This is a genomic window from Brevibacillus sp. Leaf182 (assembly GCF_001423865.2).
Taxonomy (GTDB): Bacteria; Bacillota; Bacilli; order Brevibacillales; family Brevibacillaceae; genus Brevibacillus; species Brevibacillus brevis_C.
Genome location: NZ_LMPN02000025.1, coordinates 41,080 through 66,795, shown reverse-complemented (window position 1 = coordinate 66,795; position 25,716 = coordinate 41,080). Strand labels below are relative to the sequence as shown.

At 48.1% G+C, this 25,716-nt stretch carries 24 protein-coding genes; 19 read left to right on the top strand and 5 right to left on the bottom strand.

The annotated features are described in order from the left end of the window. Window positions 1-417: 417 nt before the first annotated feature. Window positions 418-840 carry a hypothetical protein gene (locus ASG16_RS18310; protein WP_056493696.1) on the bottom strand — a complete coding sequence of 141 codons (423 nt, stop codon included), beginning with the start codon at window positions 838-840 and terminating at the stop codon, window positions 418-420. Window positions 841-1,397: 557 nt separating this feature from the next. Between ASG16_RS18310 and ASG16_RS18305 the strand changes: the two genes are divergently transcribed. Then, window positions 1,398-1,964: an SLOG family protein gene (locus ASG16_RS18305; protein ID WP_056493695.1), complete on the top strand. Its 567-nt coding sequence runs from the start codon at window positions 1,398-1,400 to the stop codon at window positions 1,962-1,964. A gap of 257 nt (window positions 1,965-2,221) precedes the next feature. After that, complete coding sequence (locus tag ASG16_RS18300; protein ID WP_056493725.1) at window positions 2,222-3,082, top strand: MBL fold metallo-hydrolase; 861 nt, start codon at window positions 2,222-2,224, stop codon at window positions 3,080-3,082. A 240-nt stretch (window positions 3,083-3,322) separates the two neighbouring features. Here ASG16_RS18300 and ASG16_RS18295 read toward each other — a convergent pair whose 3' ends face one another. Continuing rightward, on the bottom strand, window positions 3,323-3,913 hold the full coding sequence (locus tag ASG16_RS18295) for a TetR/AcrR family transcriptional regulator (RefSeq protein WP_056493692.1): 591 nt from the start codon (window positions 3,911-3,913) through the stop codon (window positions 3,323-3,325). Between the two features lie 195 nt (window positions 3,914-4,108). Here ASG16_RS18295 and ASG16_RS18290 point away from each other — a divergent pair, with 195 nt between their 5' ends. The 4 genes from ASG16_RS18290 to ASG16_RS18275 all read left to right on the top strand — a co-directional run bounded on the left by ASG16_RS18290 (window position 4,109) and on the right by ASG16_RS18275 (window position 7,190). Next, window positions 4,109-4,771, top strand: a complete 663-nt coding sequence (locus ASG16_RS18290) for a nitroreductase family protein (RefSeq protein WP_056493688.1) — start codon at window positions 4,109-4,111, stop codon at window positions 4,769-4,771. Between the two features lie 205 nt (window positions 4,772-4,976). Beyond that, a complete protein-coding gene (locus ASG16_RS18285) occupies window positions 4,977-5,489 on the top strand; it encodes a hypothetical protein (protein ID WP_056493684.1) in 513 nt (170 codons plus the stop codon). 115 nt (window positions 5,490-5,604) lie between these two features. Beyond that, complete coding sequence (locus ASG16_RS18280) at window positions 5,605-6,444, top strand: sugar nucleotide-binding protein (protein ID WP_056493681.1); 840 nt, start codon at window positions 5,605-5,607, stop codon at window positions 6,442-6,444. Between the two features lie 53 nt (window positions 6,445-6,497). Next, window positions 6,498-7,190, top strand: coding sequence for an aspartate/glutamate racemase family protein (locus ASG16_RS18275; RefSeq protein ID WP_056493677.1), 693 nt, complete (start codon window positions 6,498-6,500; stop codon window positions 7,188-7,190). 132 nt (window positions 7,191-7,322) lie between these two features. Here the strand turns inward: ASG16_RS18275 and ASG16_RS31265 are convergent, their stop codons facing one another. After that, window positions 7,323-7,451, bottom strand: a complete 129-nt coding sequence (locus ASG16_RS31265) for a pentapeptide repeat-containing protein (protein ID WP_370444402.1) — start codon at window positions 7,449-7,451, stop codon at window positions 7,323-7,325. Between the two features lie 185 nt (window positions 7,452-7,636). Between ASG16_RS31265 and ASG16_RS18265 the strand changes: the two genes are divergently transcribed. The 7 genes from ASG16_RS18265 to ASG16_RS18235 are packed head-to-tail and all read left to right on the top strand — an operon-like array spanning window position 7,637 to window position 15,405. Then, a complete protein-coding gene (locus tag ASG16_RS18265; RefSeq protein WP_056493676.1) occupies window positions 7,637-8,713 on the top strand; it encodes a putative 2-aminoethylphosphonate ABC transporter substrate-binding protein in 1,077 nt (358 codons plus the stop codon). A 17-nt stretch (window positions 8,714-8,730) separates the two neighbouring features. Continuing rightward, complete coding sequence (locus tag ASG16_RS18260) at window positions 8,731-9,780, top strand: putative 2-aminoethylphosphonate ABC transporter ATP-binding protein (RefSeq protein WP_056493673.1); 1,050 nt, start codon at window positions 8,731-8,733, stop codon at window positions 9,778-9,780. A 5-nt stretch (window positions 9,781-9,785) separates the two neighbouring features. After that, window positions 9,786-11,495 carry a putative 2-aminoethylphosphonate ABC transporter permease subunit gene (locus ASG16_RS18255; protein ID WP_056493671.1) on the top strand — a complete coding sequence of 570 codons (1,710 nt, stop codon included), beginning with the start codon at window positions 9,786-9,788 and terminating at the stop codon, window positions 11,493-11,495. Window positions 11,496-11,498: 3 nt separating this feature from the next. Beyond that, window positions 11,499-12,293 (top strand): phosphonoacetaldehyde hydrolase, encoded by a 795-nt coding sequence (gene phnX, locus ASG16_RS18250; protein ID WP_056493667.1) that lies wholly within the window; start codon window positions 11,499-11,501, stop codon window positions 12,291-12,293. Then, the gene (phnW, locus tag ASG16_RS18245) at window positions 12,290-13,408 is read left to right on the top strand and encodes a 2-aminoethylphosphonate--pyruvate transaminase (RefSeq protein WP_056493663.1); all 1,119 of its coding nucleotides are present in this window, start codon (window positions 12,290-12,292) and stop codon (window positions 13,406-13,408) included. Before phnX ends, phnW begins: the two co-directional genes overlap by 4 nt. Window positions 13,409-13,427: 19 nt before the next feature. After that, entirely contained in the window at window positions 13,428-14,591 is a 1,164-nt protein-coding gene (locus tag ASG16_RS18240; RefSeq protein WP_056493661.1) for a saccharopine dehydrogenase family protein, read from the top strand. Between the two features lie 25 nt (window positions 14,592-14,616). Next, window positions 14,617-15,405 carry a DeoR/GlpR family DNA-binding transcription regulator gene (locus tag ASG16_RS18235; protein ID WP_056493658.1) on the top strand — a complete coding sequence of 263 codons (789 nt, stop codon included), beginning with the start codon at window positions 14,617-14,619 and terminating at the stop codon, window positions 15,403-15,405. A gap of 50 nt (window positions 15,406-15,455) precedes the next feature. Here the strand turns inward: ASG16_RS18235 and ASG16_RS18230 are convergent, their stop codons facing one another. Next, window positions 15,456-17,102, bottom strand: coding sequence for an AraC family transcriptional regulator (locus tag ASG16_RS18230; RefSeq protein WP_056493657.1), 1,647 nt, complete (start codon window positions 17,100-17,102; stop codon window positions 15,456-15,458). 103 nt (window positions 17,103-17,205) lie between these two features. Then, on the bottom strand, window positions 17,206-18,165 hold the full coding sequence (locus ASG16_RS18225; RefSeq protein WP_056493655.1) for an ABC transporter substrate-binding protein: 960 nt from the start codon (window positions 18,163-18,165) through the stop codon (window positions 17,206-17,208). Between the two features lie 273 nt (window positions 18,166-18,438). Between ASG16_RS18225 and ASG16_RS18220 the strand changes: the two genes are divergently transcribed. From ASG16_RS18220 to ASG16_RS18195, 6 genes are all read left to right on the top strand, one after another. Then, entirely contained in the window at window positions 18,439-19,431 is a 993-nt protein-coding gene (locus ASG16_RS18220) for an ABC transporter substrate-binding protein (protein ID WP_056493654.1), read from the top strand. A gap of 129 nt (window positions 19,432-19,560) precedes the next feature. Beyond that, entirely contained in the window at window positions 19,561-21,153 is a 1,593-nt protein-coding gene (locus ASG16_RS18215) for an AraC family transcriptional regulator (RefSeq protein ID WP_056493651.1), read from the top strand. A gap of 132 nt (window positions 21,154-21,285) precedes the next feature. After that, window positions 21,286-22,341, top strand: coding sequence for a FecCD family ABC transporter permease (locus ASG16_RS18210; RefSeq protein ID WP_056493650.1), 1,056 nt, complete (start codon window positions 21,286-21,288; stop codon window positions 22,339-22,341). Window positions 22,342-22,343: 2 nt separating this feature from the next. Continuing rightward, window positions 22,344-23,375, top strand: a complete 1,032-nt coding sequence (locus ASG16_RS18205; RefSeq protein WP_056493647.1) for a FecCD family ABC transporter permease — start codon at window positions 22,344-22,346, stop codon at window positions 23,373-23,375. A gap of 206 nt (window positions 23,376-23,581) precedes the next feature. Then, window positions 23,582-24,610, top strand: coding sequence for a VOC family protein (locus ASG16_RS18200; protein ID WP_056493645.1), 1,029 nt, complete (start codon window positions 23,582-23,584; stop codon window positions 24,608-24,610). A 26-nt stretch (window positions 24,611-24,636) separates the two neighbouring features. Then, entirely contained in the window at window positions 24,637-25,716 is a 1,080-nt protein-coding gene (locus ASG16_RS18195; RefSeq protein ID WP_056493642.1) for an NAD(P)H-dependent flavin oxidoreductase, read from the top strand.

The window sequence follows — 25,716 nt, the reverse complement described above, 5'->3', positions numbered from 1 at the left end:
TTTAGCCTACAAGACTAGAGTAGGTAGAATGAAAAGGTTCGGGAGGGGAAATCCAGAAAGGATTGCCTTACATGAAGCATATGTCCGTGCTTAGAACTCGCGATAGTTAAAAAGCCGAATTACCCCGCGGTAATCCGGCTTTTTGCATGCTTAAACTTTTCGAAGCGCCTATAAACTTTCCGCTAAACACGGTCGCTTTTTTAGTCCCATCAGTTTTAAAGGAGAAGGCACGGGGGGTAAAAATGGGGGTATACAACGTTCTCTAGGCCTTTGTAGGCTGAGCGGAAAGACCAGCAATATCAGTTGAACCAAATAGAAGCAATGCAAGTAAAATAATGAATAATACTGATTCTGAAAAACTTGCACCATCAAAATTTTTCATTATCGAATTCACCTCATTCCTTTCTTAAAAACTCATTAGGTATTCATTTTCTTTTTAAGAGCCGAAATGATATCATCTACGGTCATGCTCCCGTTATCATTAAGAAATTTCAGCATATTATCGACGTTTTTGTTGTTGAGATCGCTAAGTGTAATGAACTCTCCTGTTAAGCCGACAATCATCGTAGCTTGTCTAAACAATTGAACAGAGTCCACTCTTAGCTTTCCAGTTAAAAGAAGAACAGCCACGAGGATTTCTAAATTTGGGCCTGTTAGGCATTGCAAGGCCGATTGATTATTGGTTGTTGGCTTCTTTTTTTCGTTATTTGATGAACCATTAGTAGATTGCTTCTTTTTTTCGTTATTTGATGAACCATTAGTAGACTGCTTCTTTTTTTCGTTATTTGACGAACCATTGGTAGACTGCTTCTTTTTTTCACTATTTGCTGAAGAATCCATCTACTCTTCCCCCCACCTAACAAGTAGTTGCTCTTACATATCGGTGTGAGGTGAGACTGTAAACTACTATTTCCTAAGTTTCACCCTTTAGTCCAAAGAAATCCAGCGAGCATACACACTGACTGTTTCACATAACAATCATATTCAATCAGCGTATGTATTGTGCTTGGTAAAATTTTTTCGTGGCGTCAGTGTGGGATGCATGATGAACAGCATGACCTAACGTGTGCTTCGGGTTTTATGATGAGCGTAAGAGGTGTGCACAATTATGTTTCTGAAGGGCGGACGTGCTCGTATTTTTTATCCTGTCTGGTAGGCGAATAACATCGAAGAGGAATACACCTGATACCGGATGCTAGGTAGTATGAGCAAAATTTTGATCGATGGTGTGCTTCGGTTCACGGGTGTGGAAAATGTGAAGCAAACGAATCATCTATCCTGAGTCGTTTCAATTTGTGATAATATAAGAAAAATATGAGACGGAACACGAATGTATAGACAGCGAGTGAAAAGAAATCTATTCTCCGCTAGAGTTCTTTTGAACTAGAGGTGGCAACATGGTTAAACGTTTATTTGTTTCAGGATACAAGGCTCACGAGCTTGGCATTTTCAATGAAAAAAATCCGGGGTTAGCCATTATTAAGAAAGCATTGAAGCGAGAACTCGTAAGATTCCTTGAGGAAGATTTGGAATGGGTCATCATATCAGGCCAACTCGGGGTAGAAATGTGGGCAGCCGAAACGGTTCTGGAATTGAAAAAGGAGTATCCACATCTAAAACTGGCGGTAATTACTCCGTTTTTGCATCAAGAGGAAAAGTGGAAAGAAGAAACCCAGGATTACTACCGAAATATTGTGACGCAAGCCGACTATATCAATAGTGTCTATCAAACACCTTACCAGGGAGTTTGGCAGCTTGGAGAGAGAGACAAATTCTTGCTATCCAATTCAGACGGTATCTTGTTAGTTTACGATGAAGAAAACGAAGGCTCTCCGAAATTTTTAAGTAAGCTCGCCGCAAAAAAAACGGAGATGGGCGATTATCAGTTATTTCGCATTAACGCATATGACCTACAGACCATCGCAGAGGAACAGCAGCAAGAATTATACAATGACCATTTCTAAACTTTTACGATTTTTAAATTAGTCCAATATTTGACCTTGGGGAAACCACTTCCTCAAGGTTTTTCTTTTACCCTCTACCCAGTGCCGAATGACAACTGACGTACGGGTAATTCACGGGATATCTACAAAACCGCCTGGTAACACGGGCGTTTTTTGTTTGTGTGAGGGGGAAGTGTTGTGTGATAACATGGAAAATATTGCTGAGCCATTCTGTAGAGAGAACATTACATTGGCGTATTTGGAAAGGGGAGAAGGAAATGTCCACGATCGAACAGATTACCGAGCATATCTTGATTATGCATGCAAGTCATGACACGGATCGCCCCATCCTAGCAGCCATTACAGGGGCCAGAAAAACCCTCTTGATTGATGCTGGAAATTCACCTGCGCATGCCGCGTTGTTTCGTCAGGAGTTACAAAGGCTAGGCGTTCGTCTTCCAGATCTGCTCATACTGACTCATTGGCACTGGGATCATACATTCGGAATGTCAGCATGGGATCTACCTACCATCGCACAGGCAAAAACAGCACATTCATTGAGCAAACTGATGGGGCTGGAATGGTCAGATGAAGTCATGGAACAGCTCTGTAAGGAGAAGATCATCAATGCCAGCACGATGGCGAACATCAGAAAAGAGTACGGAATGAACCGGGACTTGATCCGAATAGTCGAGCCGGATATCCTATTCGATGAATCGATCACGATTGACCTTGGTGGCGTGACATGTCAGGTGAACCATGTCGGAGGAGATCATTCGGAAGATTCGTGCTATGTGTACGTAAAAGAGGATCAAACGCTGTTCCTGGGAGATGCTTTGGGTCCCTCTGTTTATGGCGGACCGCGCAGTTATACAGCCTCCTGTTTTCTGCGCGTGTTGAAGCAAGCGTACCAGTCTGAAGCAACCCTTTTCGTGGAATCGCACGGCCGGCCATTGGATCGAGCTGCCTTTCAAAAGGAGCTCAGAGATTGGGAGCAGCTAGCTCTGCTCACAGAGCAATACGGGCAAAACAGAGAACGGATCGTAAGTGAGATGTGTACCTTCCTCCAGGTGTCAGAGCTTCCTCATGAATTTTCAGAAGCTCTCGAATGGTTTATGGTAGGGGCTGCCTCCCAATGATCGGATTCATTGGATGGGTACATTTGATTTTGTGATAGCTACCTACAAAAATCCTTATAACCGCAACTTCACGGCAAAGATCGACACCGTGAAGCTGCGGTTTTTTTGCATGTCCGAATACGTGCAATGGCCTGACGGTTTCAAACGCAACCGATTTAGGCAATCCAGGTGGAGGCGGCTCCGCACATTCATAGTTTTTATGGCATCTGAACAGGCAGGATACAGCAATAGCGACAAGACCTATCTTAGCAGTTCTTTGGCTCCGTTCATCACTAAGGGCATTGTCTGTTTAACGAATGTTTCCGCACTCATTAGCCGCCCCTCATTGTTCCAAGCGTAAGCCGCCCCATACATCCCCCAACTTAACATGATAGAAGCGGTATTTATTAAGAATTGCGCGTTTGGACTCGAGAGCATCTTGTCTTTGTCTATGAAGGAAAGAAGTGTCGCTTGAATTTTTTCCTTTATTTGAATTTCGAATACAGGTCCAAGCGATTTATAGCTTCTTTGGCACATCGTGCTTAGACTCATGTGAAAATCGCATACACCCAGAAAAATACTCTGAATGGTTTCTTCATTTAATACTTCGTGACCGCTTATTCTATGATTTATGATCATCATAAATGATTCGGTTAGTTTGGCCTCAAGAAGTTCGAATTTATCTACAAAGTGCGCATAAAAAGTCGCTCTGTTAACAGTAGCCCGCTCTGCAATATCCCTAACGGTTATCGATTCAAAGTCTTTTTCTTGAATTAATGAAGCAAAAGCGTCTTGAAGGAGTCGCCGTGTACGTATCACACGAGGATCAGCTTCATTCTTTTTTATTCTCATGGTTAAAATCTCCTCCAATAAAACGACATTATAGAAACGGTGTTGTCTATACAACGGTTTACGGTTATTGATGATTGCGGATCAATCAGTTGTTATTATAACCTACAAATACAACAAGTGTTGTTTAAATAACCATTGTTGTATTTGAACGAAAAACTGCATGCAGCTTTTCCAAACCAGAAGGAGGAGAGAACCATGTCCATTTCACCACCAACGCAAACGATCGAGCACCAACCTTTTTTCGATGTGATTCAAGAACGCCGGTCGGTTCGTAGTTATAATCCCGAGGTCAAAATTTCGCGGGAGGAATTGGCCGAAATACTGCGGCAAGCCACGCTGGCTCCTTCAGCGGCTAACCTGCAGCCGTGGCGGTTTCTCGTTATCGACTCGCCGGAGCTGAAGCAGAAGCTGCTTCCGATCGCATTCAATCAACAGCAAGTGGTCGAAGCTTCGGCTGTCGTCGCCGTTCTTGGAGACCTCGAGAGCATCCGGATGGCCGAGAAGATTTATGGTCAAGCGGTCGATGCGGGCTTCATGCCTGCGGATACGGCAAAATCGATGGTTGAACACTATACCGGCATGTATTCGAGTATGCCGCCCGAGGCCATCCGCCAAATCGCTTATACGGACGGCGGGCTAGTATCGATGCAACTCATGCTTGTCGCCCGCGCTAAAGGATACGACACGGTACCGATTGGCGGCTACGACAAACAAAAGTTCATAGAAGCTTTCCGCATAGCAGAACGCTACATTCCGATTATACTGATCGCCATCGGCAAGGCGGCGAAGCCCGGTCATCCGACGGTGAGGCTGGCAGTCGATGATGTAGCTTTCTTTAACGAAATGCCTAAGGAATAACAAACTGTAAAAGGGGGACCGCCAGCATTTTAACGAAAATATACGCTAAGACGCCAACCATTATTGGATTGGCGTTTTTTATTCCTTTAAGTTTTTGGATGATTTTCAATTGCAGGTGGGGCTGTAGTTCGATTGATTCCAGTTATAGTAAAATAGGCTAAAGCTGGTCAAACAGGAGAGATGGATTAGATTAGGAGATTACTATATGCAAATTAATCTGAAAGAACCATTTGGAGTATTAAAGCATAGTGCGTCAACTGAAGATGTTGCTCACTTGCTTAGTCTATTTATTAAAAAAGACTCCTTATTGCTTTTTTCTTTCTATGAAAGAAATTTGCCATTAGTTGATAATGACATTCAAGAATTCATCAATGAAAGACGTCTATTTACTAATTCCGAATGGGTATTGCCGTGGGAAGAGACAATTCCTCACTGGGACCAACCAAATAATACACCACCAAATCTTATTTGGTTCTCAGTAAAGACAAAGGACGAAATTATAAAAGCGATAGATATCGACAGTTTATTTCGATGTGTGGTAGTGAAGGAGGGCGACGACTTTTATAAATACTCGAATGTGATATTCCAACAAGAATATTATGCAACTTTTGACGAAGAAAATTTTGAGCATTATATAGGGTTTACGAACAAGGTTGAATTTCTTAACGCCACATGGCCAGAATTAAAGAACCGATTTCATGTAAACTTAGTTGAATAGAGTAGAGGCCCCTGTATTTCCAGTTCTTCGAGTACAGCCTGTGTCGCTCTAGATGGGAGATAGTGGTATAGTAGATCATAATCGAAATGGTAAGGGTTGGAGGGGGGGACATTCCATGGAGAAATGCCGCGTATTGTTGCTCGGGGCTAGCGGCTACTTGGGAAGTCAAATCTATCAGGAGCTTTTGCGGGATAATACCATTGATCTGGTGGGTACATGTTTTTCTGCACAAGCTATCCATCAATTGCTTCGGGTCGATGTAACTGATACCCCTTCTTTTTCAACGATACTGCAAGAGTTTTCACCACATGTTGTCATTTGGGCGTTGATGAGTGCAACAGATGAACGAGAGTTAATAGAAAAAGGCTTGGATGTTCTGCTCTCTCAGTTGCCGGAAAAGAGCAAATTGATTTTCATTTCCACAGACGGCATTTTCGGAAGAGGAACAGGCTCTTATCGGGAAGAAGATCCCCCTGAGCCATTAGATGAGAGAAATCCGTTAGCTGCTTATTCGAATGCCAAAATACGAGGAGAAGCACGCATTCGAGAGCTGCATCCCAATCATGTCATCGTGCGAGTAGGCCCGATTTATGGTCGCAATGTGGTTGGACAATGGGATAAACGCGTCGCTTCGATGTGTGCAGACCTGGAAGCTGGCAGAGAAGTAAGCCGGTCAGGTAATTTGTACAAGACGTTTGTCCATGTGGAAGACGTGGGGAAGGCCATCCACGAATTGCTTCACGGCTCTTACCTCGGAACGCTTCATCTCGGTCCAGCACAGAAAGAGAGTTATTATTCTTTTTACAAAAAGATGGCTCTGGCATTAGGACTGAATGCGGATGGTGTAAAAGAAACCTTGTTAACAGAAGCGGACGCGCTAGGACGAGGGATTCCGTTGGATACTTCGTTGCGTACGAAAAAGGCGCATGAATGGCTACAGACCCGTTTTCGTTAGGCGGGATGGAAAACGCAAATGACAACGATCACGACAAAGGAGAGTAGAGAACGATGAAAACAATCGGATTAATTGGCGGCATGAGCTGGGAGTCCTCCTTGGTCTACTATCGTTTGATCAATGAAACCGTCAAGGAGAGGCTGGGCGGTTTGCATTCGGCAAAAAGCATCCTGTATTCCGTTGATTTTGCTGAGATCGAAGAAATGCAACGAGAAGGACGATGGGAAGAAGCAGGCGAGCGGATGGCGAGTGCGGCGAAAAGTCTGGAAGCGGCAGGAGCCGACCTGATCGTTCTCTGTACAAATACGATGCACAAGCTGGCGTATGCTATCGAGGAAGCGACCAGCTTGCCCTTTCTGCATATCGCGGATGCGACAGCCCAAGCGATCAAAAACCACGGGCACAAACGAGTAGCACTGCTTGCAACGAGATTTACGATGGAGCAGGATTTCTATACGGGACGTCTGCGTGATGATCATGGATTGGAGGTACTGCTGCCGGATGAACAAGAGCGAAAACTCGTCCATGACATTATTTATCATGAGCTGTGTGTCGGGGTCATTCGCGAAGAATCCAAACGTACTTACCAGGCGATCATTGAGCGATTGGTCGAGGAAGGGGCTGAGGCAGTCATCCTCGGTTGCACGGAAATCGGTCTATTGATCACAGCCCAAGATTGCACAGTCCCGGTATTTGATACGACTGCGATTCATGCAGAGGCGGCTGTGGAGGCTGCTTTGCAGTAGATGATAGGAAAAAATAAAAGACTGAGCTCATCCCTTTTGCTACTAGAATGGATGACTGAGTCTTTTTTTGTGCAAACGTATATGTCTTTTATTTGTCCTTGATTAAATCCGAAATCAAGATACCGTTTATTTTCAATCCAGTGCCTGCACCGACAAGTTTGTGTTAGAGATTTTGATTCCACTCATATTCACATCATTCAAAGTCATTTGACTTATATTTACGTTATTCATTCTGGTCTTCGCCAAGCTGACATTATTCATGTCAAGTTCCTCAGCTTTAACCTCCTGCCATTTAGACCTTGAATCTTCCGAAACCAACAAAACACAACCAAACACACATAAAAACAATCAATTTACGTTACGTTCATATCCGCTTAATATTTTCCCCGTAAGATTGGTTGCGTAGGAACCAAGAAATGAACATTCCGCAAAGAGGAGAGGTTCTCATGAAGAAATGGCATTATCCTTTACTTGCTTCCGTTCTATCAATCGCGTTTTTAGCAGGGTGTGGACAAGCACCAGGGTCGCAACCAAACACACAAGGTTCCACAAAGGAAAGTACAAACGCCTCAGGAGAGATTACGGTTTATACGGCGCTGGAGGATGACCAGATCAAAACGTATTTGGAATCCTTTAAAGCGAAATATCCAGATGTAAAGGTCAATATCGTCCGCGATTCTACAGGGATCATCACAGCAAAGCTGCTGGCGGAAAAAGACAATCCACAAGCGGACGTCGTATGGGGAACAGCAGCGACAAGCCTGCTTGTACTCGAACAGCAAGGCATGCTTGAAGGCTATTCGCCAAAAGGAATCGAGAAGGTTTCCCCGGAGTTTAAGGATTCCAAGGAGCCTGCAAGCTGGGTAGGAATCGATGCGTGGGAGACTGCGATCGCGGTCAATACCAAGGAGCTCGAAAAACGCAATTTGCCTATTCCGCGCTCATACGAAGACCTGATCAAGCCGGAGTACAAAGGATTGATCGTGATGCCAAATCCAGCGTCCTCGGGAACTGGGCTTCTCACCATCAACGGGATCATGCAACTAAAAGGGGAGAAAGAAGGCTGGGCGTACCTCGACAAGCTGCATGAAAATATGGCGATCTACACGCATTCCGGCTCGAAGCCAGCGAAAATGGCCGCATCGGGCGAATATCCAATCGGCATTTCCTTTGGCTACCGTTCGATTACCGAGAAGAAAAAAGGCGCACCCGTTGAAGTCGTCTTTCCAACAGAAGGCTCGGGTTGGGATGTAGAGGCAAATGCCTTGATCAAAAAGAGTGTGATCAAACCAGAATCCAAGCTGTTCTTGGACTGGGCCATCTCCGATGAAGTCATGAAAGCCTATAATCAGAATTTTGCCATCGTCAGTGTCAAGCAAGAAGGCGCGACACTCCCAGAAGGCTACGCAGTAGATCCGATCAAACAATTGATCAAGCTCGATCTGAATCAAGCCGCACAAAATCGTGACAACGTCTTGGCGGAGTGGGAAAAACGATACGCGACTAAGAGCGAACCCAAGTAAGCAGCGAGGAGAACAGCATGACACAATCCTATCTATCCATTCAAGGGGTCAGTAAACGCTTTGGTTTGTTTGCCGCATTGGAGCACATTTCCATCGAAATTGACAAGAATGAATTTGTTTGTCTGCTCGGTCCCAGTGGCTGCGGTAAAACGACATTACTGAGAATGCTGGCTGGATTGGAGCAGCCGACGACAGGCAAGATGATCCTGGGAGGCAGGGAGATTACTTCCCTGCCACCAGCAAAACGAAACATTGCGATGATGTTCCAGTCATACGCCTTGTTTCCCAATTTGACGGCTGCTGAAAACATTGCCTTTGGCCTGCAAGAAAAGAAGCTAGCGAAAAAAGAGATCGCAGCCAAAGTAGAAGAGGCGCTAGACATGGTGGATTTGTCTCATGCCGCCGCCAAATATCCCAGCCAGCTCTCAGGCGGTCAACAGCAGCGAATTGCCTTGGCGCGAGCGATTGCACTATCGCCGGATGTCCTGCTTTTAGATGAACCACTATCCGCATTAGATGCAAAGGTAAGACAAAAGCTGCGCCGGGAGATTCGGCGTTTGCATGAGCAGTACGGTATGACAACAGTGATGGTCACCCATGACCAGGATGAGGCATTGACCATGGCTGACAAGATCGTTGTCATGGATCACGGCGAGGTCGTTCAGGTAGGCGCACCCGAGGAGATCTATAACAAACCAGCCACTCCGTTTGTTGCTGATTTTATCGGAGCGATCAACTTTTTTGAGTACAGTCGCTTTGAGAAGGCACAATCTGATCCGAATCGCTTACTTGCAATCAGACCGGAGCATGTGCGGCTTTTGCAGCAAGAATCCGAATGCGCCATACCTGCGACAATTTCCGAGATAGAATTTCGCGGTGCTTTTTACCGAATCTTTCTGGAATGGCAAGAGGAAGGCCAGATAAAAAAAGAGCTTCTGACAATCGATTTGATAGCGGCCGAGGCACAAAGACTTGGAATTGCCCGAGGCAAAAAGGTGTGGCTGGAGTTTCCGCTGGAGAATTTGCTGACCTTTGAGCATGCGCCAGCCATAGAGGAACAGGGGTGAGCAGCATGAAGGAAATGACATCGATCTTCGATGGAAAAGCCATGCAAAAGTGGCTCATCGCTCTCGTCGTACTTGGATTGTCAGCGAGTGTTCTGTTGCCACTTGGCCAGTTGTTTTCCAAAGCATTCTATAACAAGAACGGTCAGTTCATCGGCCTGGACAATTTCGTTACGTACTTTTCCACTCCGGCACTGGTAGGGTCGCTGAATAACACCTTGTATATTTCTGCGATGACGACGTTGATCGCAGTCACACTCGCTTTTCTGTTCGCGTATGCCTTGACGCGCAGCGGGATTCGCGGAAAACGAGTCTTTCGGGCAATCGCGCTGCTGCCGCTGTTTGCGCCGACGATGATGCACGGAATTGCCCTGACTTACCTTTTTGGAAATCAAGGGCTGGTGACGACAGGGATCTTCGGATTGCTCCCGTTTCAATGGGACATCGATCTGTACGGCCCGGTGGGGATTATTTTGGCGGAGATCGTTTATGTATTCCCGCAAGCGTATTTGATTCTTGCTGTTTCCCTTGCTTTTGCCGACTATCAATTGTACGAAGCGGCGGATACGCTCGGGGCGAACCATTGGCGCAAGTTTTTTGTAGTGACGATTCCCAGCGTGAAATACGGTATCGTCAGCGCCTGCTTTGTCTGTTTTACTCTCTCTTTTACTGACTTCGGAGCACCAAAGGTTGTCGGCGGACAGTTTTCCGTACTGGCGACAGACGTCTACAAGCAGGTTATCGGTCAGCAAAATATGACGATGGGCGCAACGGTTGGGCTGCTCTTGATCATTCCCGCTCTCGTGGCGTTTGTCGTGGACCGGATTGTTGAGCGGAAGCAGCACGCGGCTGTAACAGCCAAATCCAAGCCGTATCGAATTAAGGAAAATCGTTTGCGCGACTTGTTTTACTTCATCCTTTGTGTGAGCGTCAGCGGATTTTTGCTGCTTCTCATGGCTGCGGTGGTACTGGCTTCTTTCATCAAAGTATGGCCGTACAATCTGACTTTTGGCTTGGATCATTACGACTTTTCCAACGTAGCCGGAGAAGGGATTGAGCCACTGTGGAACAGCATTCTCGTCGCCTTGCTGACGGCAGTGATCGGGACGGCAGTCACGTTTATTACCGCGTACACGATTGAAAAATCCCAAGTGTGGAAGGGGCTTCGCCAAGCTGGATACTTCCTGTCGATTCTCCCGCTGGCATTGCCGGGGATGGTCATTGGGCTAGCGTACATTTTCTTCTTCAATAATCCGTCGAATCCATTTCACAGTATGTACGGAACGATCTGGATTTTGATTTTGGCAAACGTCATTCATTTTTTCGCAGTCGGCTTCATTACAGCAACGAGCGCGTTGAAAAAGCTCGATCCCGAGTTCGAGCAAGCGGCAGAGTCTATGGGGGTCTCGCAGACAAAGCTATTGTGGCGCGTCACGATTCCCGTCTGTATGCCGGCGATTGTAGAGATGGCGGTGTACTTTTTCATCAACTCGATGGTGACGATCTCGGCGGTTGTTTTTCTGTACGCAGCGGATTTCAAGTTGGCATCTGTCTCCATCGTCAATATGGATGACGCAGGGGATGTGGCTCCAGCAGCAGCGATGTCGGTATTGATCGTCTTCCTCAACATCATCGCACGTGCTGGTGCAGAATGGATCGCATCCAAACTTCGCAAGCGGACAACAGGGTCCTACCAAGAGAAAGGTCAGGTGGCATAAAGCATGAAAGCAGTAGTATTTGATTGGGCAGGAACGATGGTAGATTACGGATGTTTCGCTCCTTTAGCTGTCTTTTTGCAGGTGTTCAAAAAACGGGGGATTGAGCTGACAGCAGCAGAAGCGCGCGAACCGATGGGGATGCTCAAGCGCGATCATATCCAGGCGCTGTGCAAAATGGAACGGGTAGCAGCGCTATGGCAAGAGCGTTATGGTCGACTTCCGAATGAAGCGGATGTGGACGAATTGTACGCTGACTTCGAACCGATGCTGATGGCGACGCTGCACGAGTATGCCACTCCTGTTCCGGGAGCAATGGAATTGGTAGGACGACTGCGCGAGCAAGGAATCAAAATCGGCTCGACCACAGGCTACACGAGGGAAATGATGAATGTAGTAGCGGCATCGGCTAAACAACAGGGCTACGAACCAGATGCACTTGTCACTCCAAGTGAAGTGCCTGCTGGACGTCCATATCCATGGATGTGCTATCAAAATGCGATCCTGCTGGACGTATATCCAATGAACGAGATGGTCAAAGTCGGTGATACGACGAGCGATATGAAAGAAGGAAGAAACGCCGGGATGTGGACGGTTGGTGTTCTGAAGGGTGGAAGCGAGCTTGGCCTGTCCTTGGAGGAAGTGACGAGCATGCCACAGGAAGAGCTGGATAAAAGGCTGGCTATCGCAACAGAGCGACTAATGGCGGCGGGTGCGCACTACGTGATCGAGGAGATCGGATGCCTGGATGAGGTTCTAAAAAACATCGAGATGCGTCATGCAGAAGGAGAGAGACCATGAATCAGACAAGATCAACCGATAATCCGTACCTGTTGCTCACCCCTGGACCATTGACCACTTCCTCAACCGTACGCGAAGCAATGCTCCGAGATTGGTGCACGTGGGATCGTGATTACAATGAACTGGTACAGGCAATCCGTCAGAAGCTCGTCCGATTGGCAACCTCGCAGGTAGAGGAGTATACGAGCGTTTTGATGCAAGGAAGCGGGACCTTTTGTGTGGAAGCGGTGGTGAGCAGTGCGATTCCCGCAGACGGCAAACTGCTCGTCCTGACGAATGGCGCCTACGGGGATCGGATCGTGGAAATGGCACAAGTCCATGGAATCGCAACGGAGGTCATTGATTTTGGCGAAGTGACAAAAGCCGATGCAGAGGCATTGGAGCAGAGATTAGCGGCGGATGCAACGATCACGCATGTGGCTGTCGTGCATTCAGAAACGACTACGGGCATGCTCAATCCCATCAAAGAAATTGGAGAAGTCGCCAAGAAGTACGGAAAAGTCTATATCGTAGATGCGATGAGCAGCTTCGGTGGCATTCCAATGGACGCAGCAGCGCTCTCAATCGACTTCCTGATCTCAAGCGCAAACAAATGCATCCAAGGTGTGCCTGGCTTCGGCTTTGTCATTGCCAAAACGTCTGCGCTCATCAAATGCAAGGGGATTGCCCGTACGTTGTCCCTCGATTTGTACAGCCAGTGGAAGACGATGGAGGAGCAAAACGGAAAGTGGCGCTATACTTCTCCGACTCATGTCGTGCGCGCCTTTTATCAAGCCCTGATAGAGCTTGAGGCAGAAGGGGGAGTTGAAAAACGGTACGAGCGTTACCAGCGAAATCAGCAGCTACTCGCAGAAGGCATGGAGCGCATCGGTTTTCGCATCCTGTTGCCAAAAGAATCGCAATCGCCCTTCATCACTTCCTTTTATTATCCTGATAGCGAGGCATTCACCTTCGCGCAGTTGTATGAGCGGCTAAAGCAGGCAGGCTTCGTCATTTATCCGGGCAAAATCTCGCAAGCGGACACGTTTCGGATTGGCAATATCGGAGAGGTTTACCCAGAGGATATCGAGAGATTAATTGCAGCAATGGAAAACAATCGTTTCTGGCTGGAGTAGATAATAGGAGGCTAGCGTGATGAGAGTGTTTTGCTTGGGTGGAGCGGGAAATATTTGTCGAGAAGCTGTGCTCGATCTCGTGATGCATTCCGATTTTGAGCAGATTACGATCGGCGATTTTAATGAAGAAGAAGGTCGCAAGGTAGTCGAGTGGCTGAACGATCCACGCGTAGATTTTGTACCGGTAAATGTACGCGATCATGCGGATACGGTCCAAAAAATGCGCGGTTACGACATCGTTATGGACGGAACCACCATCACACTGAACGGTCTGTCTACTGCTGCGATTGCGGAGGCTGGCTGCCATGGCATCAATTTGAACGGGTTTGGGGAAGAAAACGCATCGGATGCGATCTTCCGCGCTCATGGGAAGACCTGCCTGCCTGGCTTTGGCATGACGCCTGGACTGACCCAAATGATGGCGATGCATGCAGCGAACCAGCTCGATGAGGTCGACGAAGTCCGCGTCAGTCACGGCTCCTTTCGTCCGATTGCCTTTTCCAAATCGATCACGGAGACGACGACCTATGAGTATGATCCAGATCTGCCAGGGCGCGTCGTCTATGAAAATGGCGCATTCATTCAAGTCCCGCCATTTGCTCGTCCACGCGAAATAAAGCTTCCCGAGCCGTATGGAAAAACAATTCAGTACATCATTCCTCATGCAGAGACAAAAACGCTCGCACAGGCTTTGTCTCCAAAAGGGGTAAAGCTGATCGAGGTGCGGGGAACATGGCCGAAGCAAAACATGGAGCTGGTCAAAGCCCTCTATGATTATGGCTTTTTACGGAACGATCCCATCATGGTAGGGGAAACAAAGGTGGGAATCCTTGATTGTATCTCCCAATACCTCTACAATTCTAGAGAGGGAAAAGAGACGGCATTATACGGGTATTCGCTTCATGTCGAGGTAACAGGTACCAAGGACGGTCGCAAAGTCGGACACGTCCTGTACCATACACATCCGGCATCTGACGGCTCTGTAGCTGACTGGGCTGGGCTGCGCGCCTATACCCGCAACGTAGGAATCCCGCTGGCGATTGCGACTGAGCAGATCGCAAAAGGAAACGTAAAAGCTGTTGGCGTCATAACACCAGAAGAAGCATTTGATCCGGCTGTGATTTTTCACGAGCTGACAAAACGTCAGATTTACATCCATGGCGAGAAGATCGAAATGACGTAAAGTACGATATAGGGGGACATTCGGCGTGTCGTTGTTCGGGGAAGAGCGGAAGCAAATCATTTTGCAGTTGATCAATTCCAATGGCAAGGTGCGGACCAATGAGTTGGTCGAAAAGCTGCAAGTCTCGTCTGAGTCGATCCGCAGGTATTTGGAAGAGCTAGAGGCGGAGAAAAAACTGAAGCGCGTTTATGGCGGAGCAGTAAAGCTGACAGTGGAGCGCTCTGAGCCTTCTCATTTTGCCCGTGAAGTCTTGCGAGCAGAAGAAAAGAAACGGATTGGGCGGCTGGCGGCGGACTTGGTGCAAGACAGCGATACCATTGTCATTGATGAAGGGACAACGCCTTTGCAAATGATCAGCTTTCTCGAGACGAAAAAAGATTTGACGATCCTCACTAGCTCGATCACGGCGCTGAATCGATTAATCGAGTACCAAAACAATGGAATGCTTGCGGCAGACATCTACTTCCTGGGTGGAAAGGTGAGCGCCAAGCATCATCGGGTAAGCGGGACCTATGCAGAGAAGATGATGAAACAATTTTATGTGGACAAGGCGTTTATTGCGGCTGACGGCATCTTGCTTCAAAAAGGCTTGACTTGCTATGAGCCGGATCGAACGGAACTCGCCCGTTGTTTCATCGAAAATGCCAATGAAAGTATTGTGCTAGCGGACCACTCCAAGATCGGCGTCAGCACATTGTGCAAGATCGCAGACTTGGGAGAGGTCGACATCGTGATCAGCGATATGGCAGCACCAGCAGAATGGAATAAAGGACTCCAAGCAAAAAATGTAGCATGGATGGTAGCAGAGGAGTAGTAGTGAGCAGGCCAGCGATTCCCCACGACAGGGAAGCTGGCCTGTTTGCTTCAGGAAGAATGGCGCAGCAAACGTGGCAGCATATGCAGCAATCTCTCTCTGGTAAGAGCAGCGCCGTAATTCCATTTTTGCGCTTCTACAAAATAGACATAGCCGTTTTGAACGGCAGGCAGACTGTGCCACCTTTCACTTTGGATGAATGCGGTGGTAGCCTGACGCGATTCGGGGTCTTCGGACAGCAGCATAAAGATCCGATCACCTGCGTACAGGGGAATGTCCTCCTCTCGAATTTCGATAAAACCGTAGCCAGCTTGCAGTACTTTTTGAATTTTATCCACAGGAGAAAAACCGTTTGGATGGTAAAGGGCGGAGGAAAGTCCTGAAGTGCCCATTACGAACAGACGCCCACCATGCTCATGGATAAAGACGGATGCCGTCTCACCCGGCACAAGCTCGGAGCGTAGCTGATTCCACATAGTAGTAGCATTCGTGTGGTACTTTCTGAGCCATTCTCGCGCCTCATCCTTTTTCCCCAGCCAATCTCCGAGTGTATGTAACCGTTCCTCCAGCGAAGCAAATGAATGAAAGGAGAGCGTTGGGGCAATCCGGCTCATCTGCTTGTATTTGTCTTCTTCTGCGTTCGCGAAAATGATCAGATCTGGCTTCAATGTCGTCAAATAATCATAGTCAACGGGAAAGGCGATATCCTGCATGTGTCTTACCCTGTCTCGGTAGATCGTTCGTTCCATCCAGGTAAAATTCCCACCGACGATATTTTCCACCTGGAGCGCGAGCAAATCATTAAACGTCTCCCCAATATAAATGATACGTTGTGGCTGAAGGGGGATCTCTACCTCATGACCGGCCCAGTCCTGCACGAGCTCCCTGCGGTGAGTCAGCCTGGAATATTGCCTTGGCGTATAACCGGTCGACTTTCGAAAGCGACGATTGAAATAATACTCATCCGTGAAGCCGACCTGCGAGGCGATGTCCCGTAATGAATCGTTCGAGCTTTTCAAGAGCTTTTTCGCATGATGAATACGCTGCTCGGTCACATATTCCAAAGGCTTTTTACCCGTCAACTGGCGAAAGAGCAGCGTGTACTGCCACGATGGCACATTGGCCAGTTGTGCCAATTGCTTGACCGTTATGTTCTCTTGATAATTTTGCTGGATATAACGAATGCTGTTCTCGACCTCTTTGCTCTTGTTAGGGATAAGGTCAGGAGAGAGATTTTGCTCCAGCAAAAAACCGAGCAGCTTCTGGAACCGCAATTGCTGCCAAAAGCTGTCCATTTCAGATGAAGTGGAACTTCCCAAGAGCAAAGCGTCACACAAGCGCAAAAGCCGGGAAGAGGGGTGAGCGGACAGCTCGATACGGCCATCTAGCAGTGCGTATGGGTAAGAGTGGGGCCTATTGTCTGCATCGAACAAGATGACGGTAAACGAGATTTGGTAGCAATCAATCGTGCTGTCGTACAAGGATTCGATAGCAAAAGGAGTAGACGGTGAAAGCAAAAAACACTTTCCTGCCAAAGGTGAAATCGTTTGGTCGTGGATACGGAGGCTGCCGTAACCTTTTGTGAAGAAGAGCAGGGTATGGAAGGGAGTGGGGGAAGGACTAGCCGTCCGCTCTACTTTACACAACTGAAAATGAAGGGAACCGAGCAGGGGCTGAGGTGGTATAGAGTGAAGCATCGGTTGTACCCTCCTTATTTTGTGAGAATCATTATCATTCGTTCTATCCATCGTATACAAAAGAAAGAAGCTTTTCAATCATTGTTGAAAAGCTTCTCCTATTTCATTCCTTCGCCAGGATTTCAGGAATCTTTTGCAGGAGCCACTCTCTTGTTGTGGCATCACTGCTAGATTTTTCGATGTCGATAAAGTAGACAGATCCGTTTTTCACCGCAGGGAGGTCTCTCCAGATGCGTGATTTTAGCAGCTCCTGCGTTGATTTCTCAGCTTCCTCGCTCGAAGTATTCAGAATGAAAATACGATCTCCCGCTATTTCAGGCAAACGTTCTACAGAGATGAGCTCAAATCCTTTTTGTGCATCGAGTATTTCCTGAATGGGCGCGGTGGGCTTGAATCCGTTTGTATCGTAGAGGACTTGGGAAAGCCCTGTTCTTGCCATGACAAACAGCCGATCACCTGGATAATAGGTAAAGACGGAAGCGGTTTCCCCTTCTTTCATGCTGCCAGACTCCTTCAGCTTCTTCCACATTTCCTCCGATTTGCGCTTGTAATCAGCAAGCCATTTGGTAGCTGCTTCCGGTTCCCCAAGAATATCACCGAGCTGGGTCATCCGTTCTTCCAAAGGCGCGAATGTATCAAAAATGACGGTAGGGGCGATTTTGGCTAGCTGTTCATATTCTTTTTCTTCGGTATTTGCATGGATAATCAGGTCGGGCTGTAATTCCAGAACCTTTTCGAAATTAATGGGAAAACCGACATTCTCGACATCGTGCAGTTGGTCTTCAAAGATTTGGTTGGCGTACCCGAATCCCCCAATCGGCTTTACGCCCAACGCGAGCATATCGCCAAATGTCTCACCGGAATAGATGATTCGTGCAGGGGAGACCGGGATGTTGCCTGCATGCCCGAGATAATCCGTATATGGTCGCGTCTGGTTTTTCTGACTTGCCGCGCTGTTCGCTTCGCTCGTTGTCTGAGAAGCAGATGGACTGCATCCAATGAGCAAGCTGCCAGCCAGTACGAAGATTCCTAGCGTTCCGCTTATACTGCGCATTTGGTTCATTTTCATTTTCCTCCAGTAGTCGTTCGAAACAGTTTGCTTTCAATGATAATCATTATCAGATATAGCTTGCCAGCTCAATGGACAAACGTCAGATACCCATCATTGATTTTGTACAAAGGGAAGGATTTTACATGGACCGTTGTGGAGTTTGGACAAAAAATAATGGAGAAAATGCATTGTCAGATAGAGAGGAAACAAATATGATCAGGATGCAAATAGTGAGAATGAATATCAATTCGATAATCATCAACAGATGCGAGAGAGGGTAGAAAGATGGTCAGAACGGTTCGGAATGCAGGATTGGCAATGATAGCATTAATGTTGATTATGATGCTCGTGTTAACTGCGTGTACAGAAAAAGCAGCGGAGCCAACATCCACTGAGCAGAAAGCATCGACAGAGCAACCAGCATCGACGGAGAACAAGGCTGTGAAAACCAAAGTGGTGAAAGACGCCTATGGCGATGTAGAGATTCCGGTAAAGCCAGAGCGGGTAGCGGCGATTTATCAGGAGGACTTCTTGACAGCACTGGGCGTGACTCCCGTTGTCCAGTGGTATCACCCGGCGTGGGGCAAACAGGATTACCTCGGTCTGGACGTGCCGCTTTTTGATATTACAGGAAGTATGGAAGCGTTACTTGCAGCCAACCCGGATATCATCATTGTGGATGGCTACGCTGATCCCAAGAAATACGAGGAATTCAGCAAGGTAGCACCTACGTACAAGCTACCGGATGAACTCCGTAACGACACGATTGGAAGACTCAAGAAAATCGCCGAGGTCCTAGGTGTTCCAGAAAAAGCAGACGAAGCGATCCAAAAGTACAATGAGAAAATTGCGGATACCAAGGCAAAGCTTGAAAAGGCAATTGGCAACGAAACGGTGGCCGTCATTCGTTTGAACGTGGGAAATAAGCCGAATTTGGCCCTTTTCGGAGATGGCAATGTTTACACAGGCATGCTCTATAAGGAGCTGGGACTTACGCCGTATTCTGCTGCCAAAAATCAAGAAACGCACGTAGTGTTATCAGAAGAAGCTATCCCGGCTATTGATGCAGACCATATCATTGTGTTCCCGTCGAACGGTACGTGGACTTCGGAAGAAAACAAGGATGCGCTCAAGATTTTGGAGAGCCCCATCTGGAAATCTGTTCCTGCTGTGAAAAAAGGTCATGTCTACCCAATGGAGCGGACACATTGGCAATCTGGTGCCATGCTGGCCAATATGAAGAAGGCAGACGACTTGGTCAAAGCGTTTGTAAAGTAATCGAGTTCAAGAGAGAAAGCGCGTCATTTGGGTTGATGCGCTTTCTTTTTCATTTGTGGAGCTTGTCGTCGGGATGTTTACTCATTATAATAGTAAATGATAATCATTCTCACGAAAGGGGTGAGGGAGATGAATAACGAAGCATCCAGGGCCAAGCTATCTCCACCATCATTTTTCGCAATGACGTCCATCCAAAAGGTAAATGTGGAAAGATGGCAGGACTATCAAGAGCCGGAAGACTACGCGATGATTGTAGTAACAGACGGAGAGGGGCTCATTGAAATCGAATCATCAACATATCGGTTCTCTCGGGAGCGTTGCTGGATTGCAGCACCGCGTCAGAACGTTTGGATCAGTTGCACGAGTCACGTTCTCGACTACTATTATCTGACTTTTCGTGTCGTCCACACGGGAGCTCTGATGGAGGAGCAAGCTGCCGAGGCTTTTTTCTGTATGGGGGAGTTGACCTGTACGCCTTTTTCACGTGTCGTTGAATTGATTGCGGAGATTTACAAGCATCGGGATGCCACGGAGGCGCTGCAACGATTTTATAATCACGTGCGGTTTGAGGAATTGCTATGCGTTTTGGCCCTGCAAAATGTACCAGGCAAAACAAGTTTGGACCCGAGGCGGGCTGTTGAACGTTCAATTGCGTATGTAGAGGAGCACTATCAAGAGCCGCTGACCGTAGACCAGCTAGCACAGGAAGCGAATGTTCCACGTTGGCGGTATACGCAACTCTTCAAGGAAATGACGGGAGAAATACCGCTCGATTACATGAATCAACTGCGGATCAATCGGGCGAAGCAACTCTTGCTCATGACAGGTGATCGGATCAACGAGATTGCCCAAAACGTCGGATTCAACAGTGAGTATTACTTCAATCGTCGTTTCAAGCAGCGTGTAGGGCTTGCGCCAGGTAAATATCGCAACATTCATCGGGATGATTTACGAGTCGTCTCTCTTTATATGGAGGATTATTTGCTGGCCCTTGGCATTCGACCCGTCGTTCAATGGGCGCATACATATTGGGGCAAGCAGGACTATTTGGGCCTGCATGATGTACCGACGTACGATGTGCTGACAGATGACGTGCAGCTCTTGTCCAGTCGTGCCCCGGATGTCATTATGCTTCGGGAGTGTACAGGCTGGCAGGCAGATGTGTATGCCAAATGTGCCCGGATTGCCGTTACATGCGTGATTCAGCAGTTCGGTCCTGAGTGGCGAAAAACATTGCGTACCCTCGGTGATCGGTTGGGCCGAAGCGAATTGGCAGAGCAGTCAATCGAACAGTATGAACAAAAAGTAAGAGCTGCCAAAAATGTAATAGGACGCAGTCTCAAAGGGCAGAAAGTAGCCTTTTTGCGCATCTCGGCTGATCAAATCCTCGTGGAGAAAAACTACACATCGCAGGTGTTGTTTCAAGATTTGGAAATGGAGCCGGCTCCTTTCGTAATAAAACAATTTGCCAAGCAGGTGAGAGAAGGGGTATCGTGGGAAGAGCTGTCTACGCTGGATGCTGATCATATTTTTTTCGCCTTTGACAAATGGCATGAGGGAAAATCAGGTGCCGAACAGCTACAGCTCAACCATCCCGTGTGGCAAGCGCTTCCTGCTGTCCAAAGCAATCGGGCGTATCAGGTGGATTTCATGACCTGGATGAATCACGGTGTGATCGCCAACGGAAAAAAGGTCGATGAAGTCCTAAAAGTATTAGCGTAAATGTACAAAGACAAGTTCGCGATTGTCCATTGACACAGTTTTCATGCATCGCCTAAAATTCTTTTATGATAATAAGAATCAATATCACCAAAAGCAACTTAGCTCCAAACTAACGAAAAAAAGGTGGCACGTATGAGTCAACACGCACATTCTCTGAAAGAGGGGAATAACGGAAAGCCGGTTGCGTTTCGCTCTCGCCCTTGGGCAGCGACGCTCATTTTGACTGGCGGGGTTTTCGCATTAATACTGGGGATGTTTTTGTCTGTGTCATTTGGAGCAGCCGACATCCACTTTGCTGTCGTATGGGAAGCTATTTTTCAATTCAATCCTGATATTACGCAACACCAAATTATTCAGGAGATTCGTTTGCCTCGTCTGCTCGGCGGTGCAATGGTCGGGGCCAGCCTCGCTGTTGCAGGTGCGATCATGCAAGGGATGACACGCAACCCGCTGGCAGATTCCGGATTGCTTGGGTTGAACGCAGGGGCCGGATTTGTTTTGGCTCTCTGCTTCGCTTTTTTCCCGGGTCTGCCGTTCATGTACCTGATTCTCTACAGCTTTTTGGGTGCTGGCGTTGGGGCTGGTATGGTTTACGGGATTGGTTCCCTGGCAAAAGGCGGCTTAACTCCGGTGCGCCTCGTTTTGGCGGGAGCCGCATTGACCGCCCTTTTGTCTGCGTTAAGCGAAGGGATTGCCCTTTATTTTAAAATCGGACAAGATTTGGCCTTCTGGTATGCAGGCGGTGTGGCGGGAACCAAGTGGTTTCAGCTTGAAGTCATGTTTCCGTGGATTCTCGCAGCTCTTATTGGAGCGATGATGCTGTCGCGTTCCATTACGATGCTCAGTCTTGGAGAAGATGTAGCGAAAGGATTGGGGCAGCGTACGGCGTTAGTGAAACTGGCAGGCATGATCATCGTCCTGATTTTGGCTGGATCAGCAGTCGCCGTTGTTGGGGCTGTAGGTTTTGTTGGATTGATCGTTCCTCATTTGACCCGCTTTTTGGTTGGGGTCGACTACCGATGGATCATTCCTTGCTCAGCCATTTTAGGCAGCCTGCTCGTTGTTTTCGCCGATTTGGCCGCAAGAATGGTAAATCCGCCGTATGAGACGCCGTTAGGGGCACTTATTGCGCTTATCGGTGTACCGTTCTTCCTTTACTTGGCGCGTAAAGAAAGAAGGGAGATGTAATCATGCAGCATATTGTTTCCCATTACCAAACGCGTAAAAGAAATAGAGCTTTTGCGGTTATGACGATACTCGCTATCCTCATTTTTATCGCGTTTATCATCAGTATGAACACAGGCTACATACGGTTGTCACCAAGCGATCTCCTAATGACGCTAATCGGTTCTGGAACAGACAAACAAAGCTTGATCTTGTTTGAATTCCGCTTGCCGCGGATTGTTATTTCCCTCCTGATCGGGGCAGGACTTGCCGTATCCGGGTGTATTATTCAAGGGATTTCTCGCAACGCGTTGGCCGAACCTGGTATTTTAGGGATCAACGCTGGTGCTGGCTTGATGGTGATGTTGTTCATTTCGTTTTATCCATCAACGTCTGCGGCACCTGTTTTTTTGCTGCCAGTGTTGGCGTTGATTGGAGCCAGCGTGACAGCAGCGCTGATCTTCGCATTGTCCTATAAAAGGCATAAGGGATTGTCTCCAACCCGTATCGTATTAACGGGGATTGCCGTGGCGGCTGGGATGAGTGCTGCGATGATCGTCTTGACGCTGAAGCTGAGTCCGGACAAGTACCAGTTTGTGGCGACTTGGCTCGCGGGTAGTATTTGGGGGACCAACTGGAAGTTCGTTCTTTCGTTGCTGCCTTGGATCGCCATTTTAATCCCCTATGTTTTTTACAAAGCACGTGTTATGAACGTGCTCAATTTGGGAGAAGAGTTGGCGAAAGGCTTGGGTGCACCCGTTGCCAAAGAGCAATTGAAGCTGCTGGCTGCCGCAGTCGGGCTTGCCGCTGCCTGCGTGGCAGTGAGCGGAGGCATCGGTTTTGTCGGGTTGATCGGTCCGCATTTGGCCCGCAGACTAGTGGGGCCAAAGCATGAGATGCTTTTGCCTACATCAGCGCTGACGGGTGCGCTATTGGTCATCGTGGCTGATACTATCGGACGCTGGATCATGCAGCCGTCAGAGATTCCGACTGGTATCGTGGTAGCCGTTATCGGTGCTCCGTATTTCTTGTACTTGCTGGCACGTTCAAAAGCATAGTTTTTGCAAGTTGTGGATTTTGCGAGCGTTTTCCCGTCTAGGTACGAGGAAGACGCTCGTTTTTGTATAGGGAGAAGTGGGGATGAGGCAATTTGGGAATTGAAAAGAGGGAAATGTTGGAGGACAATGGGGAGAAGAAGCAACCGCCTTGTGTTTGCTATAATAACAGCATGAGCATGTATCGGGACGAGAAGGAGTAAAGGCATATGATCGATCGATTAGACCACGTGGTTTTGACGGTAAAAGACATCGAAGCAACCTGTCACTTTTATGAAAAAGTCCTGGGAATGAAGGTTGTAACCTTTGGCGACGGCAGGAAGGCTCTGCACTTCGGCCAGCAAAAAATCAATTTGCATCAACTCGGACAAGAATGGGAGCCAAAAGCGATGCATCCAGTCGCAGGCTCCGCTGATCTTTGTCTTGTCACATCGCTTTCACTGGAGCAAGTCATTCAGCATATTCATGCATGCGGCGTCCATTTGGTGGAAGGACCTGTTCCAAAAACAGGCGCCATTGGGCCGATTCGTTCGGTGTATTTCCGTGATCCGGACCATAATTTGATCGAGGTTTCCCAGTACCTACCACTAGAATCAGGGGCGGCTTCCCTTGCTCCTGCTATCAAGGAGATTTCCAAGAGATTGCAAGAACGTGAACGAGGGACGATCGGCGCATACAGTGTCTTGCTCCCGCTCGTCAACATGGCTGATAACCAGCTAGGCATTTTATTTGAAAAAAGAGCCAGTACCATGCGGCGACAGGCTAATGAGGTATGTTTTCCGGGCGGGCGAGCTGAGAAGAGCGACGAATCTCGTTGGGCGACGGCTGCTCGGGAAACAAGCGAGGAGCTGGGTATTCCACTTGAGCAGATTCATTATGTAGGCGAGCTCGATCAGGTGATTGGGCCAGGCTCCTCTATCATTACGCCTTTTATTGGATACGTGGAAGGAATTCCTGATATGAAGCCGAATCCAGACGAGGTCGGAGAGGTCTTTATCCTTCCACTTGATCGTCTGTTGGCAACGCAGCCAGCGAAGTATCTTTCCTCTGTCATGACCGAGCCCGAAGAGGATTTTCCCTATCATCTGATCCCGGGTGGCAAGCGATATCCGTGGCGAAAAGGGACGGTTGAGCATTTGTTTTACGAGGTGGACGGGCGTGTCATCTGGGGGTTAACCGCCCGGGTGTTGGCTCAGTTTCTTGAATGGATTCGAAGCGACGACCAATCAACTAAGTAAACCAATATAGAGGAGTGAGAAAAACCATGTGGACAAACAATCCTATCACTTCGCGTTTCCATTTGAAATGGCCGATTATTCAGGCGCCAATGGCAGGGGGAGCGACCACACCTGCCCTGGTAGCCGCTGTCTCAGAAGCGGGGGGACTCGGAACGCTCGGTGCCGCATATATGTCTCCTGAGCAGATTCGTGGGGCGATTAAGTCCATTCGGGCGTTAACGGACAAACCGTTTGGCGTGAATTTGTTTATTCCCGAAGATTTCGATGCCGATCAGCCGATCGCAGAAGGCGTTGCCCAGGCCATGAATGATGTGCGAGATCGATTGGGCATCCCGCATAATCCGCAGGTGACGCAATTTACAGAGCCGTTTGCTGAGCAGATGGCTGTCGTCTTGGAGGAACAGCCCGCTGTTTTCAGCTTTACCTTTGGTGTTCTGGATCATCGCTTGATGGCAGAGTTGAAACAGCGGGGAATCACTGTCATCGGAACAGCGACAACCGTTCGCGAAGCGATTGCATTGGAAGTGAGCGGAGTCGATATGATTGTCGCCCAAGGCAGCGAAGCAGGCGGGCACCGAGGGTCCTTTTTGCCGGATTCACCAAGCAATATGATTGGAACAATGGCGCTCGTCCCGCAAATCGTGGATCGGGTCAAGATTCCCGTAATCGCGGCTGGAGGGATCATGGATGGGCGAGGGATCGCAGCAGCACTCGCGCTAGGGGCACAGGCGGCTCAGCTCGGAACGGCTTTTCTGACCTGCAAGGAGAGCGGAGCACATGCCCTGCACAAGAAAGCCATTTTGGAGACGAGAGAAGAGTCCATCGTGATGACACGTGCTTTCTCTGGAAAATGGGCAAGGGGCATTCAAAATGAGTTTATGACAACACTCGCCCCGCTTGATCCTGAGATTCCGACCTATCCGGTACAAAATGCCCTGACCAAAGACATTCGAGCCGCTGCAGGTAAGCAGCAGCAAAGTGCATACATGTCGATGTGGGCGGGGCAGGCAGCTCCACTCAGCCAAGAAATTAGCGCGGGTGAGCTGGTTGAAAAGCTGGCAGCGGAGACGACGAGGATTTGCAGCAATCTGGGGCAACCTCAGTAG